The sequence below is a fragment of the Pseudomonas sp. R-28-1W-6 genome (assembly GCF_009799925.1).
Lineage (GTDB): Bacteria > Pseudomonadota > Gammaproteobacteria > Pseudomonadales > Pseudomonadaceae > Aquipseudomonas.
On the sequence record NZ_WELK01000005.1, the window covers coordinates 192,345 to 207,618 of the forward strand.

Genomic DNA, 15,274 nt, shown 5'->3' on the forward strand with positions numbered 1-15,274 from the left:
CATTTCGGCTGCCGTCCGTCGAGAGAGTCGTACGCCTTAAAATCCTGACTAAACTGCTCAACATATGCCTTGCGTGTGCAGGTTGCAGCGGCCCGGCTCGCCTTCTTGAGCCCGTGCCGATAATGGATCAGGAGAGCTCATGGACGACATCGCCTCTACTAACCCCGCGCGAAAACCCTGGATTCCCCTGCTGGTCACCCTGCTCCTGCTGGTCGTCTTGAGCGCGCTGGTGACCTGGCAGTGGCTGGTGCTGGGGGCCAACAGCCGGGAAGAGCAGGACGGCCGTTTCGCCCTGGCGGTGGATGGTGTCGAGCAGAGCGTGCGCGAACGCATGCTGGCCTACGAGCTGGTGCTGCGCGGCATGTCCGGGCTGATGGCGGGCAGCAGCGACGTGTCACACGAGGAGTGGCAGCGGGCGACCGACCAGCTGCAACTGCAGGAACGCTACCCGGGCATTCAGGCCCTGAGCTGGGGGCGCTACCTGCGCGGCGCCGAGCTGGAGCCCTACATCCAGCAAACCCGCGCCAGTGGGCGTACGGGGTTTCAGGCCTACCCGCCGGGACCGCGCGACGAGTACCTGATCGTCGACTTCATCCACCCGCTGGACTGGCGCAACCGCCGCGCCCTGGGTTTCGACATGTTCAGCGAGGCGACTCGCCGGCAGGCCATAGTGCAGGCCCGTGACAGCGGCGAGGCGGTATTGACCGGGCCGCTCAAGCTGCGCCAGGAAACCGAGCAGGACGTGCAGGCCGGCCTGCTGCTGTATCTGCCGGTGTACCGGCAGAACGCGCCGCAGGCCAGCATCGAGGAGCGGCGGACGGCGGTGCAGGGCATGGTTTCCGGCACCTTTCGCATGGCCGACCTGATGCGCGGCATCCTCGGCAGCAGCAGCGAGCTGTTCGGCATCGAGCTGACCGACAGCCAGAATGCCGCCAATCCGCTGCTGCGCGAGAGCACGGCGCAGGGCCATGTGGCGCGCTTCGAAACCCAGCGCACGCTGAACATCTATGGCCGCACCTGGCTGCTGAAGGTCAGCAGCACGCCGCGCTACGAGCAGGCGGTGCACAACAGCAGCCTGAGCATCGGCCTGGGCACCGGCCTGCTGGCGGCCCTGCTGCTGTCCTTGCTGGTCGGCGGCTACCTGTTCCTGCGCGAGCGCGCGCTGGCCAACGCGGAGCGCCTCAATCAGGGGGTGCGCGAGCGCGAGGAACGCTTCCGCCTGGTGGTCGAGGCCTCGCCCAATGCCATCGTGCTGGCCGACAGCCGCGGGCATATCGCCATGGTCAACCGGCAGACCGAGCTGATGTTCGGCTATAGCCGTGCCGAATTGCTGGGCCAGGCGGTGGAGAAGCTGCTGCCCGAGTCCATGCGCATGGCCCATGCCGGCCTGCGCGAGGACTACCAGAGCGCACCGGAGCCGCGCCGCATGGGCGGCAACCGCGAGCTGTTCGGCCAGCATCGCGATGGCCGGCTGATCCCGCTGGAGGTGGGGCTGTCGCCGATCCGCGCCGGCAACGAGACGCTGGTGCAGGCGGTGATCATCGACATCAGCGAACGGCGCGCCGCCGAGGAGCGTTTTCGCCTGGTGGTCGAGGCCTCGCCCAATGCCATCGTGCTGGTCGACGGCCAGGGCCTGGTGGCCATGGTCAACCGGCAGACCGAGCTGATGTTCGGCTACGCACGCGACGAGCTGCTCGGCCAGCCGGTCGAGCAGCTGTTGCCGGAGTCCCTGCGCAAGATGCACCCGCACCTGCGCGAGGGCTTTCTCAATGACCCGTCGCCACGGCGCATGGGTGGCAACCGCGAGCTGTTCGGCCAGCACCGCGATGGCCGGCTGATTCCCCTGGAGGTCGGCCTGTCGCCTTTGCGCAGCGGTTCCGACATGCTGGTGCAGGCGGTGATCATCGATATCAGCGAGCGCAAGGCCGCCGAGCAGCGCCTGCGCGAGCAGGCCGAGCAGCTGGCGCTGGCCAACCGTTACAAGTCCGAATTCCTCGCCAACATGTCCCACGAGCTGCGCACGCCGCTGAACAGCATCCTGATCCTCAGCGAGCAGCTCAAGCAGAATATGGCCGGCAACCTCACCGAGAAGCAGGTCAAGCATGCGGACATCGTCTACAAGGCCGGCAACGACCTGCTGCAGCTGATCAACGATGTGCTCGACCTGGCCAAGATCGAGGCCGGCCGGGTGCAGCTCAAGCTGGAGCCGCTGAACGTGCACGACATGCTGGTGGAGCTGGACGCCAGCCTGCGGCCGATGGCCGAACTCAAGGGCCTGCGCCTGCTCAACAGCATGGAGCCCGGGGTGCCGCGGGTAATCCACAGCGACCGCGGGCGCCTGCACCAGATCCTGCGCAACCTGCTGTCCAATGCCCTGAAGTTCACCGAGGCGGGGGAGGTGGAGCTGTCCATCAGCCGTTCGCCGACGCCCCTGGACGATGAGCGCGAGACCCTGCAGATCGTCGTCCGCGATACCGGCATCGGCATCGCGGCGGAGCAGCACGAGCGGATCTTCCAGGCCTTCCAGCAGATCGACGGGTCGACCAGTCGGCGCTTTGGCGGCACCGGCCTGGGCCTGGCCATCACCCGCCAGCTGGTCGAGGTGCTCGGAGGCCGGATCAGCCTGCAGAGTACCCAGGGCCAGGGCTCCAGCTTCATCGTGCAGCTGCCGGTGGTGGCCCTGGCCCAGGTGGAGAGCGACGAGCCGCTGAGCAGCGCACCGGTGCGCAGCGGCCATGGGCCGGCCCTGCTGATCGTCGAGGACGATGCCAACTTCGCCTCGGTGATTGCCGAGGAGGCCACGGCCCACGGTTTCTCCAGCGTGCTCTGCCGCAGCGGCAAGCAGGCCATCGGCCTGCTGCAGAACGAGCGATTCGTCGCGGTGATCCTCGACATCCTCCTGCCGGACGTCAGTGGCTGGCAGATCTACCGGCGCCTGCGCAGCCTGGTGCACTACCGCGACGTGCCGGTGCACATCATCTCCTGCGTGCCGCAGCCGCAGGACTGGCAGGACGGCGGCACGCGCTACCTGGTCAAGCCGATCGGCCGCGGCGACCTGGAACAGGTGTTCCATGACCTCGCCGGGCTGGGCCAGGCGGTCCGCCCGCTGCTGCTGGTCGAGGATGTCGAGGTGGAGCGCGAGCACTACCGCGAGCACCTGAGCCAGCTCGGCTTCAGCGTGACCGCGGTGAGCAGTGCCCAGCAGGCCTGCCAGGCCTATGCCGCACAGGGGTTCAGCGCGCTGGTGATCGACCTCGACCTGCCGGACCAGGACGGCTTCGACCTGCTCGAGACCCTGCACCGGGAGCGTCCGCTGCATTCCACCCTGGTGGTGATCAACACCGGCCTGGATGTCGCCCGCCAGGACCTGCAGCGCCTGCGCCGCTATTCGGCGGTGGTGGTGCGCAAGAACGGCGACGACCTGCGTCCGCTCAGTGCCGCGTTGCAGGGCTTCCTGTCCCTGGTGCGCGAACCGCCGGCCGACAGCTCGAGCCTGGCGGGCCAGCGCGTGCTGCTGGTGGACGACGACGTGCGCAATATCTATGCGATGACCGCGCTGCTGGATGAGGTGGGCCTGGTCGTGACCCCGGCCAAGGATGGTGTCGAGGCCCTGGAGTGCTTCGCCCGCCAGCCCTTCGATCTGGTGCTGATGGACATGGCCATGCCGCGCATGGACGGCTACACCGCCACCCGCCTGCTCAAGGAGGAGCACGCCTGCCATGTCCCGGTGATCGCCCTGACCGCCCACGCGATGAAGGGTGACCGGGAGAAGTGCATCACCGCCGGCGCCGACGACTACCTGGCCAAGCCGGTCAGCCGCCAGGACCTGCTGGAGATGCTGCACCGCTGGCTGAGCAGTGCCCCGGAACCCCTGCGGCGGGCCGAGGGTGGTGCATGAGCCCATTCATGTCGTCGATGCCGGTGGCCGGTTGGGCTGCCGGGCAATCATCTGGAATGGCGCCGGCTGACGCCGGAGGAGGGCAGCATGGCCCAGATGCAGGTTGATACGCAGGTGGAGCAGCAGGTGCTGCTGGTGGTCGACGACCGCGAGGAAAACCTGGTGGCGATGGAGGCCCTGCTCGGCGATGGCGAGTGGGACGTGCGCACGGTCAGCTCCGGCGAGGCGGCCCTGCAATGCCTGCTCAGCGAGGCGGTCGGTCTGGTCCTGCTCGATGTGCAGATGCCGAAGATGGACGGCTTCGAGGTCGCCCGCCTGATGCGCGGCAGCCCGCATACCCGGCACACGCCGATCATCTTTCTCTCGGCCATCGCCCACACCGAGGACTCGGTGCTGCATGGCTATGCCATCGGCGCGGTGGATTTCATCCTCAAGCCCTTCGACCCCAAGGTGCTCAAGCACAAGATCAGCGCGCTGCTGGAGCACGAGCGCCACCGCCATGAGCTGCTCATGCTCAGCCAGCAGCTGGACAGCGCACGGGCCTTCAATGCCTCGGTGCTGGAGAACGCCTCGGAGGGCATCCTGGTGCTGGACCGGGACGGCCTGATCAGCTTCGCCAACCCGGCCATGGCGCGCATGCTGCACGGCGAGGTGGTCGACCTGCAGGGTACCCAGCTGTTGTCCTACCTGAAGGCGCCGAGCATGCCGGACGACTGGCAGGCATCCGAGTTCTACCGGCAATGGCGCGCCGGGCAGACCTACCGCCTGCACGATGCGGTACTCAATACCTTCAGCGGCGGCTTCCTGCCGGTGGCGCTGTCCTGCTCGCCACTGCCGCAGTACCAGGACGCCATGGTGCTGATCGCCCTGGACATGTCGGTGGTCAGCGACCTGCACGCCCAGCTCGAGTCGCAGGCGATCACCGATGCCCTGACCGGCTTGTACAACCGCCGCGGCTTCAACCAGGCGCTGGAGGCGGCGCTGTCACGCATCGATCGCAGCGGCAAGCGCATGGCCGTGCTGTATCTCGACCTGGACGGCTTCAAGCGGGTCAACGATTCCCTCGGCCATGCCGCCGGCGACCAGATACTGCGTCGCGTGGCCGAACAGCTGAAGACCTGCCTGCGCCCCTACGACATCCTCGCGCGCATGGGCGGCGACGAGTTCACCGCGCTGCTCGACTCGCTGGATCATCCGGAGGATGCGGCACGGGTGGCGGAGAAGCTGATCGAGCTGGTGTCCGTGCGGCATGCCATCGACGGCCTGGAATTCACCCTCGGCGCCAGCATCGGTATCGCCTGCTTCCCCGAATGCGGGCAGAGTGTGGATGGCCTGCTGCGCGCGGCCGACATGGCCATGTACGAGGCCAAGCGCGCCGGCCGCCAGCAGTACCGCTTCTTCTCCCCGGAAATGAACGGCCGCGCGCGTTCGCGGCTGATGCTCGAGGAAAGCCTGCGCACGGCCATCGAGCAGGACGATTTCGTCCTGGTCTACCAGCCGCAGATCGACCTGGCCAGCGGCCGCCTGCGCGGCTTCGAGGCTTTGCTGCGCTGGCAGCACCGGGTGGCGGGCACCATCTCGCCTGGGGTATTCATCCCCTTGCTGGAGGAAACCCGGCTGATCAATCGCCTGGGCGACTGGATCTTCCAGAGCGGCATCCAGCAGTGCCGGGCCTGGCGCGAGGCGTTCGGCGAAGGGCTGCTGCTCAGCCTCAACGTCAGCCCGGTGCAGTTCAGCATGCCGCAGCTGGTCGGCGACCTGCGCCGGTTGCTGGAGGTGCATCAACTCAAGGCGTCGCAGCTGGAGGTGGAGGTCACCGAGAGCGCGCTGATGCAGGACCTCGACACCACCCGCGAGCAGTTGCGGCAGCTGCGCGAACTGGGGGTGCGCATCGCCATCGACGACTTCGGTACCGGCTATTCGTCGCTGGCCTACCTGCGTCATTTCGAGCTGGATACGCTGAAGATCGACCGCCTGTTCATCGCCAACATGCTCGATTCGCGCAAGGATGCGGCGATCGTCAGCACCATCATCGACCTGGGCCACCACCTGGGCCTGGAGGTGATTGCCGAGGGGGTGGAAACCATCGCCCAGCGCGACTGGCTGATCGCCCATCGCTGCACCACCATGCAGGGCTTCCTGGTGGCGCCGGGGCTGGCGGTGGACAAGGCCGCGGCCTTCCCGCCGCGGCTCGACTGGGATAGCTGGGCGCCCGAGGCCTGACCGGCCGCCGGTTGAGCAACCCGCGGTGGTGCCGAGCCCAGGTCAGGCCCGCCCCGGTTAGCGGCGGCGGCCGAGGAACTCCTGGTGCAGGCGCTGCAGTTCGGCATCCTTGGCTTGCCACAGCTGGTTGACCCACTGCTGGAAGGCCAGGCGGTAGCCTTCGTCCTGGTCGTAGTTCTGGCCGATGAACTCGGCCGGGATCGGCAGTTCCTCGAAACGCACCACCACCTCGTCCAGGCGCCCGCACAGCAGGTCCCAGAAGCCCGGGTTGCCGCCGGGGTAGTGCAGGGTGACGTTGATGATCGAATGCAGCTGCTCGCCCATGGCATCCAGGACGAAGGCGATGCCGCCGGCCTTGGGCTTGAGCAGATGCTGGAACGGCGAGTCCTGCTGGTCGTGCTTGTGCTGGGTGAAGCGGGTGCCTTCGAGGAAGTTGAACACCGACACCGGATTGGTTTTGTAGCGCGCGCAGGCCTTGCGCGTGGTGGCGAGGTCCTGGCCGAGTTTTTCCGGGTGCTTGGCCAGGTAGGCCTTGGAGTAGCGCTTCATGAAGGGGAACTCCAGCGCCCACCAGCACAGGCCGATCACCGGCACCCAGATCAGCTCCTGCTTGAGGAAGAACTTCAGCAGCGGCATGCGCCGGTTGAGCTGGTACTGCAGCACCAGGATGTCGACCCAGCTCTGGTGGTTGCTGGTTACCAGGTAGGAGTGCTGGTTGTCGAAACTCAGGTCGCCGGCGACATCCCAGCGGGTGCGGCACACCAGGTTCATCCAGAACTTGTTCACGCCGATCCAGAACTCGGCGATGCCGTGCATGACGAAGCGCAGCCCGCGCTGCAGCGCCGGCACCGGCAGGAGCAGCTTGAGCAGGGCCACGGCGAACAGCGGCCAGCAGCAGATCAGGGTATTCAGGGCCAGTAGCAGGCCGGCAATGACGCCACGCAAGGGCGCCGGCAGGAAATGCAGCATGGGGGCAAAAGCCTCCTGGCAGGGGGACATTCTGAGGTCCCGGATCGGTCGAGGTACCTGTGGCAGTTCCCTTGCACGAGGCGGTCGGCTGCCAAGGTTAACGCTTGTACACTGACCGGCAAGCGCTGCGACTGACTTGCGGGTCAGTCGGCCGGGCGCATTTCGCCGCTTTCAGGCGTGGCGAATTCTAGCGCAAGCGTGCCCGCCCAGGCCCGCACCGCGGCGTGGCGCCGGGGTGCGGGTGGCGGCTTCAGCCTCTGGCCGCGGCCTGGATCGCGGTGAGGGCGATGGTGTAGACGATGTCGTCGACCAGGGCGCCGCGCGACAGGTCGTTCACCGGCTTGCGCAGGCCCTGCAGCATCGGCCCCACGCTGACGCAGTCGGCGCTGCGCTGCACCGCCTTGTAGGTGGTGTTGCCGGTGTTCAAGTCGGGGAAGATGAACACCGTGGCGCGCCCGGCCACCGGGCTGTCCGGCGCCTTCTGCCGGCCGACGCTGGCGATGGCGGCGGCGTCGTACTGCAGCGGGCCGTCGATCAGCAGTTGCGGGTTCTGCGCGCGGGCCAGGCGGGTGGCCTCGCGGACCTTTTCCACCTCGGCGCCGCTGCCGGAATCGCCGGTGGAATAGCTGATCATCGCCACCCGCGCCGGCACGCCGAAGGCCTCGGCCGAGGCGGCGCTCTGCAGGGCGATCTCGGCCAGTTCGTCGGCCGTCGGGTCGGGGTTCACCGCACAATCGCCGTAGACCAGCACCTGGTCCGGCAGGAGCATGAAGAACACCGAGGACACCAGGTTGTAGCCGGGCGCGGTCTTGATCAGCTGCAGGGCCGGGCGAATGGTGTTGGCGGTGGTGTGGATGGCCCCCGAGACCAGGCCGTCGACCTCGTCCAGGGCCAGCATCATGGTGCCCATGACCACCGTGTCTTCCAGCTGCGCGCTGGCCATCGGCGCGTTGAGGCCCTTGCCCTTGCGCAGCTCGACCATCGGCCCGACATAGCGTTCGCGGATCAGGTCCGGATCGAGGATCTCCAGGCCCGGCGGCAGCTCGATGCCCTGGGCCTTGGCCACCGCCCGCACCGCTTCCGGCTTGGCCAGCAGCACGCAGCGGGCGATGCCGCGTGCCTGGCAGATGGCCGCGGCCTGCACGGTGCGTGGCTCGCTGCCCTCGGGCAGGACGATGCGCTTGTTCGCCGCCTGGGCGCGGCGCATCAGCTGGTAGCGGAACGCCGGCGGCGACAGGCGCGGCTCGCGCGGATTGCCGCAGCGCTGCTTGAGCCACTCGTGGTCGATATGGCTGGCGACGAACTCGGTGACCATCTCCGCGCGCTCGCGGTCGTCGATGGGGATTTCCTTGTTCAGCCGGTTGAGGTTGGTCGCCGTGTCGTAGGAGCCGGTGCTCACGCTGAGGACCGGCAGGCCGCTGTCCAGGGCGCCGCGGCACAGCTCCATGATCCGCGGGTCCGGCGCGAAGTCGCTGCACAGCAGCAGGCCGGCCAGAGGCACGCCGTTCATCGCGGCCAGGCTGGCGGCGAGGATGATGTCGTCGCGGTCGCCCGGAGTCACCACCAGCACGCCCGGCTTGAGCAGCTGCACGGTGTTGGGCACGGCGCGCGCGCACAGCACGATCTTCGCCACCCGGCGCTGCTCGTAGTCGCCGGCGTTGATCACCCGCGCGCCGAGCAGTTCGGCGATGTCGCGGGTGCGCGCGGCATTCAGTTCCTCCTGCCAGGGAATGCAGCCGAGCAGGCGGAAGGTCTCGCTCTTCAGCAGGGTGGAGTGCTCGGCCAGGCGCGCGGCGAAATCATCGCTGCGCACCTTGTTGAGGATGGTGCCGAGCACTTTCGGCTCCTGCGGCCCGCCGAACAGCTGGGCCTGGATCTCGATGCGATCAGACAGCTCGATCATTTCCTGCACCGAGTCGCCTTCCGGCGCCGAGACCAGGATGATCTCGGCGTCCAGGCTCTTGGCCAGGTGCACGTTGACCCGCGCCGCGTAGCTGGCGTGGCGGGTCGGCACCATGCCCTCGACGATCAGCACGTCCATGCCGGCGGCCGCCTGCTGGTAGAGGCTGATGATTTCCTCCAGCAGCTCGTCCAGCTGGCCGTCGCCGAGCATGTGCTCGACCCGCGCCAGCTCCAGCGGCTTGGGCGGCGTCAGGCCGAGGGTGCGGGCGATCAGCTCGGTGGAGCGCTCCGGGCCGTCGTCGCCCGGGTGCGGCTGGGCGATCGGCTTGAAGAAGCCGACCTTCAGGCCGGCGCGCTCCAGGGCGCGGACCAGGCCGAGGCTGATGGAGGTGAGGCCGACACCGAAGCCGGTGGGGGCGATGAAGAAGGTATGCATGTTCTCTCCAGGTGCGGCGAACTGTGGCGCTGCAGGAATCAGGGCTTGAGCAGGGCCAGGGTGTCGAGGGCGATCTGCCGCTCCTCGTTGGTCGGCACCACCAGCACGCGTGGACTGCCCGGGGCGTGGATCGCCCCGGCGGCGCCACGGATGCAGACGGCGTTGGCCGCTTCGTCGAGGGCCAGATTGAACAGCTTCAGGTGCGCCACCGTCTTGCTGCGGATCAACGGCGAGTTCTCGCCGATGCCGCCGGTGAAGATCAACCCGTCCAGGCGCGGCAGGGCGCAGCTCATGGCGGCCAGGGACTTGGCCAGGCGGTAGCAGAACACCTCGATGGCCAGGGTCGCGCCGACATGGCCCTGGGCGCGCGCCTGCTCCAGGCTGCGCATGTCGTTGGACAGGCCGGACAGGCCGAGCAGGCCGCTTTCCTGGTTCAGCAGCTGGTCGATGCGCTCCAGGCTCCAGCCCAGGGTGCGCGCCAGGTGACCGTGCAGGTTGGGGTCGACGTCGCCGCTGCGGGTGCCCATCACCAGGCCCTCCAGCGGGGTCAGGCCCATGCTGGTGTCGCGGCTCTGGCCGTCGACTATGGCGCAGGTCGAGCAGCCGTTGCCCAGGTGCGCCGACAGCCAGCTGCTGGCGTCCACGGCCAGTTCGCTGAGCTGCGCCGCGCGCTGGCTGACATAGCGGTGGCTGGTGCCGTGGAAGCCGTAGCGGCGCACGCCGTGCTGGCGATAGAGGCTGTCCGGTACGGCGTAGCGGTAGGCGTGTTCCGGCAGGCTCTGGTGGAAGGCGGTGTCGAACACCGCCACCTGCGGCAGCTGCGGGTGCAGGCTCAGCGCCGCTTCGATGCCGTGCAGGCTGGCCGGGTTGTGCAGCGGCGCCAGGGGCGCGATGGCGCGGATCGCGGCGATCACCTCGGGCTCCAGCCGGCGCGCGGCGGTGAAGTGCTCGCCGCCGTGGACCACGCGATGGCCGATGCCGTGCAGGGTGCCGCCGGCAGCCTCCTGCACCAGCGGCAGCAGCAGGGCGAGGGCGGCACGGTGGTCGCCGCCGGGCAGTGGCCGGCTCTCCTGGCCGGCGTCGCCTTGCCAGTGCAGCACCGCCTCGGCCGTGCCGAGGCGTTCGGCCAGGCCGCTGAGGATGAAGGCCTCGCGGGCCTCGTTGACCAGGGCGAACTTGATCGACGAGCTGCCGCAGTTGATTACCAGGATGTTGCGTGCCGGCATGTCTATTCCTTATCCGGTGCCTGCACCGGGGCTGTGCTGTCCGCCTGGGCCGCGGCGCACCAGCCGCAGGCGAAGGGTTGGCCGAGCTGGCGCTGGCGCTGCTCGGCATCGACGACCCAGGGGCGACTCTGCCAGGGCGGCAGGTGGCGCAGGTGCTGAGTATGCCCGCAGGACAGCACGGCCACCCAGTGGCCTTCTTGGTCCTGGCGAAAATCCACCAGGCGGCTGGGTGGGGCGCCCCGTTTGTCCGGCTGCCGGTCGCTTTCGGGCAAGCCCACAGGTAAACTCGCGCGTTCTTCAATCTTTTGCAAAAGGTCCCACCTCATGCTGATCGCCGCTAACAAGGCAGTCTCCATCGACTATACCCTGACCAACGATGCCGGTGAGGTGATCGACAGCTCCGCCGGTGGCGCGCCGCTGGCGTACCTGCACGGTGCCGGCAACATCATCGTCGGCCTGGAAAAGGCCCTCGAAGGCAAGCAGGCCGGCGACGAGCTGACCGTGGCCATCGAGCCGGTGGATGCCTACGGCGAATACAGCGCCGAGCTGGTGGCCACCCTCAACCGCAGCATGTTCGAAGGCGTCGACGAGCTGGAAGTGGGCATGCAGTTCCACGCCTCCGGCCCGGACGGCGGCATGCAGATCGTCACCATCCGTGACCTCGACGGCGACGACGTGATCGTCGACGGCAACCACCCGCTGGCCGGCCAGCGCCTGCACTTCCAGGTCAAGGTGGTCAGCGTGCGCGAGGCCCTGGCCGAGGAACTGGCCCACGGTCATATCCACGGCGAAGGTGGTCATCACCACTAAGAACCTGCCGAGTATCTCTTGATCGTCGGCCATGCTGCGTTGAAATTGGGCTCGGAAAGCGGCTTGCCGCTAACGCGCTTCAGCGCGACCCGGAGGGCGAGTGGAACGAGTACTGCTCATTTACAGCTCGTAAACTCCGCGTCCTCGCCCAATTTCGCCTTGCCTGGCTCTAGCTCAAAAGATCCTCAACTGGTTCTGATAAACAGCCTGATTGGTAACCCTGCAAAACGACTTATGGTCGTTCCACGGGCGATCCTGGCTGCTAAGCTGAGTGAACCGAAAAGGCGCCTACGGGCGCCTTTTTTGTCCCCTGCGCAGAATTGTTTGCATGCTCAAGGAGTTAGTCATGAGTGCATTTCACGACCTGAATCTGCGTGCGCTGGATGGCCAGGATCTGCCATTGGCGCCCTACAAGGGCCAACTGGTGCTGGTGGTCAACGTGGCCTCCAAGTGCGGCCTGACCCCGCAGTACGCTGCCCTGGAAAAACTGCACCAGGACTACCACGCGCGCGGCTTCACCGTGCTGGGCCTGCCGTGCAACCAGTTCGCCGGCCAGGAACCGGGCACGGAAGAGGAAATCCGCGAGTTCTGCAGCCACAACTACGGGGTGACCTTTCCCCTGGGCAGCAAGCTGGAGGTCAACGGCCCCGGCCGCCATCCGCTGTATCGCCTGCTGGCGGGCGAGGGCGCCGAGTTTCCCGGCGACATCACCTGGAACTTCGAGAAGTTCCTGGTCGGCCGCGACGGTCGCGTGCTGGCGCGCTTCTCCCCGCGCACCACACCGGATGATCCGGCGCTGCTGCAGGCCATTGAGAAAGCCCTGGGCTGATGGCCCGGATGCATTTGCCCAATAGCGGGCAAATGCGCCAATGCTCCGGCTGTTTCACGCCCCCTGCTTGTCGAGCCGATTCGCGCCCTGCTTAATCGGCTGACTTGCCGAGGAGCGCCGCGATGACCAGTTTTCCCCAGGATGATGCCGTGGCCCATGCCTCGCCGGCGGCCTTGCGCGCGCTGATCGAGAGCCGCCGTGCGGTGCGCCGCTTCACCGACGAGGCGGTGCCGGAGGCGGTGATCCGCGACTGCCTGGAGCTGGCCGTGCTTGCGCCCAACTCCTGCAACCTGCAGCCCTGGAGCTTCCAGGTGATCCGCGATCCGGCGCTGCTGGCGCGCCTGCATCCGGTGTGCATGAGCCAGAATGCGGCCAGGGCGCCGCTGATCATCGCCGTGCTGGCGCGCCCGGATACCTGGCGCCAGGCCTGCCGGAACATCGTCGACTACTGGCCCGAACCCGAGGTGCCGGCGCGCATCCGCCGCTTCTACGCCAAGACTGCGCCATTCCAGTACAACCAGGGCCCGCTGGGCCTGCTCGGCCTGTTCAAGCGCCAGCTGGTGCGCCTGCTGGCGCTGCGCAAGCCGCTGATGCGCACCCCAAACAGCCGGGCGCAGATGCGCCTGTGGGCGGTGAAATCCACCGCCCTGGCCGCCGAGAACCTGATGCTGGCCTTCCACAGCCACGGCTACGCCACCTGCCCGATGGAGGGCTTCGACGAGGTGCGCCTGCGCAAGGTGCTGGACATCCCGCGCCAGGCCCTGCCGATCATGTTGCTGGCCGTGGGCCGCCAGGGCGAGAAGGGCGTGTACAACCCGCGCCTGCGCTTTCCCTTGGAGCAGCACGTCACCTGGCTGTAAGAATCTATTTAGGATCTTTTGATCGTCGGCCATGCTGCGTTGAAATGGGGACTCGGACTGCTCATTTACACCTCGTAAACTCCGCGTCCTCGTCCCCATTTCGCCTTGCCTGGCTCTAGCTCAAAAAATCCTAAACAGATTCTGCGAGTGTTCGCTTCTGTTGCTAAATCACCAGAATCAATAGTGCTGGGCGAAGCGAGACGACCGGTCATATGCTCGTCGCCATGAACACCAGCATCCGATTCGACAAGCGTGACCTGATCCTGGCCAAGGGCTCGGCGGTGATGACCCGCCGCGGCTACCACGGCACCGGGGTGCAGGAAATCGTCCAGGCCGCGGGCATCCCCAAGGGCTCCTTCTACCACTACTTCGCCAGCAAGGAAGACTTCGCCCTGCAGGCCCTGGAGTTCGTCTACCAGCCGCGCCTGCAGCGTTATGCCGAAGCCCTGGGCAACCCCGAGCTGAGCCCGCGGGCGCGCATCCTGGCTTACTACCGCGAGCTGCAGGCGCACTTCCTGCGCCAGGAAAAGGCCGAGTACCACTGCTTCATCGGCAGCCTGAGTTTCGAGATGAGCGAGCTGCTGCCGGCCATCGGCGCGCAGGTCGAGGCGATTCAGCAGGCCTCGGTGGACATCCTCCAGCGCTGCCTGGAGCAGGCCCGCCAGGCCGGCGAGCTGAGTGCCGAGGAAGACTGCGCCAACCTCGCCAGCTTCATCGCCAATGCCTGGCAGGGCGTGCTGGCGCGACTCAAGGTCGGCCGCAGCACCCAGGCCCTGGATGCCTTCATCACCCGTCTGGAGCTGCTGCTGCAGCCCTGATTTTTTAACACCCGATTAACGAGACGACCGGTCGAGCGACCGGCTTGAGGAGTCCCCATGACCGCCCCCGTACAAGCCCTGTTCCAACCGTTCCGCCTGGGTAACCTGGAATTGCCGACCCGCGTGGTGATGGCGCCGATGACCCGTTCCTTCTCCCCGGGCGGCGTGCCCAATGCCCAGGTCGTCGAGTATTACCGTCGCCGCGCCGCTGCCGGTGTCGGCCTGATCGTCACCGAAGGCACCACCGTCGGCCACAAGGCTGCCAACGGCTACCCGCACGTGCCGCGCTTCTACGGCGCCGACGCCCTGGCCGGCTGGAAGCAGGTGGTCGACGCGGTGCACGCCGAAGGTGGCAAGATCGTCCCGCAACTGTGGCACGTGGGTAACGTGCGCAAGCTGGGCACCGAGCCGGACGCCAGCGTGCCGGGCTACGGCCCGAGCGAGAAGATCAAGGACGGTAATGTCGTCGTGCATGGCATGACCAAGCAGGACATCGCCGAAGTTATCGCCGCCTTCGCCCAGGCTGCCCGCGATGCCCAGGCCATCGGCATGGACGGCGTGGAAATCCACGGCGCCCACGGCTACCTGGTCGACCAGTTCTTCTGGGCCGGCAGCAACCAGCGCAGTGACGAATACGGTGGTGACCTGGCCCAGCGTTCGCGCTTCGCCATCGAGCTGATCCAGGCCGTGCGCGCCGCCGTCGGCCCGGACTTCCCGATCATCTTCCGCTTCTCGCAGTGGAAGCAGCAGGACTACACCGCGCGCCTGGTGACCACTGCCGAAGAGCTCGGCGCCTTCCTCAAGCCGCTGTCCGACGCCGGTGTGGACATCTTCCACTGCTCGACCCGCCGCTTCTGGGAGCCGGAGTTCGAAGGTTCCGACCTTAACCTGGCCGGCTGGACCCGCCAGCTCACCGGCAAGCCGACCATCACCGTGGGCAGCGTCGGCCTGGACGGCGAGTTCCTGCAGTTCATGGTCAACACCGACAAGGTCGCCGAGCCGGCCAGCCTGGAAAACCTGCTGGAGCGCCTGAACAAGCAGGAATTCGACCTGGTGGCCGTGGGCCGCGCCCTGCTGGTCGACCCGGACTGGGCGGTGAAGGTGCGCGACAACCGCGAGCAGGACATCCTGCCGTTCAGCCGCGAAGCCCTCAAGCAGCTGGTCTGATCAGCCTTTTTTACCCCTGTGCGCCGGCTTGCCGGCGCACCCTTCGAGCCCCGGCACACCGGGGCTTATTTATGTCTGCGCGGTGACGGCACGGGGGTGTTGCGGGATCGGATTTATCCGCGCTGCCGCTGGCCTT

The 15,274-nt window shown here is 67.3% G+C and carries 11 protein-coding genes; 7 read left to right on the forward strand and 4 right to left on the reverse strand.

Annotation, left to right across the window (positions count from 1 at the left end):
* The first annotated feature begins 139 nt into the window (after positions 1-139).
* Entirely contained in the window at positions 140-3,898 is a 3,759-nt protein-coding gene (locus F3I62_RS12705) for a CHASE domain-containing protein (protein ID WP_160489999.1), read from the forward strand.
* 87 nt (positions 3,899-3,985) lie between these two features.
* Positions 3,986-6,121, forward strand: a complete 2,136-nt coding sequence (locus F3I62_RS12710; protein WP_160490000.1) for a bifunctional diguanylate cyclase/phosphodiesterase — start codon at positions 3,986-3,988, stop codon at positions 6,119-6,121.
* Between the two features lie 57 nt (positions 6,122-6,178).
* Here the strand turns inward: F3I62_RS12710 and F3I62_RS12715 are convergent, their stop codons facing one another.
* The 4 genes from F3I62_RS12715 to F3I62_RS12730 form a co-directional block, all read right to left on the reverse strand.
* Positions 6,179-7,090, reverse strand: a complete 912-nt coding sequence (locus F3I62_RS12715) for an acyltransferase (RefSeq protein WP_160490001.1) — start codon at positions 7,088-7,090, stop codon at positions 6,179-6,181.
* A gap of 250 nt (positions 7,091-7,340) precedes the next feature.
* Positions 7,341-9,428: a phosphate acetyltransferase gene (gene pta, locus F3I62_RS12720; protein WP_160490002.1), complete on the reverse strand. Its 2,088-nt coding sequence runs from the start codon at positions 9,426-9,428 to the stop codon at positions 7,341-7,343.
* 38 nt (positions 9,429-9,466) lie between these two features.
* The gene (locus tag F3I62_RS12725; RefSeq protein WP_160490003.1) at positions 9,467-10,654 is read right to left on the reverse strand and encodes an acetate kinase; all 1,188 of its coding nucleotides are present in this window, start codon (positions 10,652-10,654) and stop codon (positions 9,467-9,469) included.
* A gap of 2 nt (positions 10,655-10,656) precedes the next feature.
* Positions 10,657-11,010, reverse strand: a complete 354-nt coding sequence (locus F3I62_RS12730; RefSeq protein ID WP_160490004.1) for a DUF3565 domain-containing protein — start codon at positions 11,008-11,010, stop codon at positions 10,657-10,659.
* On the opposite strand from F3I62_RS12730, the gene F3I62_RS12735 reads away from it, so the two are divergent.
* The 5 genes from F3I62_RS12735 (at position 10,979) to F3I62_RS12755 (ending at position 15,138) form a co-directional block, all read left to right on the forward strand.
* Positions 10,979-11,464, forward strand: coding sequence for a peptidylprolyl isomerase (locus tag F3I62_RS12735; protein ID WP_160490005.1), 486 nt, complete (start codon positions 10,979-10,981; stop codon positions 11,462-11,464). The two genes, F3I62_RS12730 and F3I62_RS12735, sit on opposite strands and share 32 nt — an antisense overlap.
* A 346-nt stretch (positions 11,465-11,810) precedes the next feature.
* Positions 11,811-12,293, forward strand: a complete 483-nt coding sequence (locus tag F3I62_RS12740) for a glutathione peroxidase (protein ID WP_160490006.1) — start codon at positions 11,811-11,813, stop codon at positions 12,291-12,293.
* A gap of 122 nt (positions 12,294-12,415) precedes the next feature.
* Positions 12,416-13,153 (forward strand): nitroreductase family protein, encoded by a 738-nt coding sequence (locus F3I62_RS12745; RefSeq protein WP_160490007.1) that lies wholly within the window; start codon positions 12,416-12,418, stop codon positions 13,151-13,153.
* A gap of 212 nt (positions 13,154-13,365) precedes the next feature.
* Positions 13,366-13,971: a TetR/AcrR family transcriptional regulator gene (locus F3I62_RS12750; RefSeq protein WP_160490008.1), complete on the forward strand. Its 606-nt coding sequence runs from the start codon at positions 13,366-13,368 to the stop codon at positions 13,969-13,971.
* Positions 13,972-14,028: 57 nt separating this feature from the next.
* Positions 14,029-15,138 carry an NADH:flavin oxidoreductase gene (locus F3I62_RS12755; RefSeq protein ID WP_160490009.1) on the forward strand — a complete coding sequence of 370 codons (1,110 nt, stop codon included), beginning with the start codon at positions 14,029-14,031 and terminating at the stop codon, positions 15,136-15,138.
* The last annotated feature ends 136 nt before the right edge of the window (positions 15,139-15,274 follow it).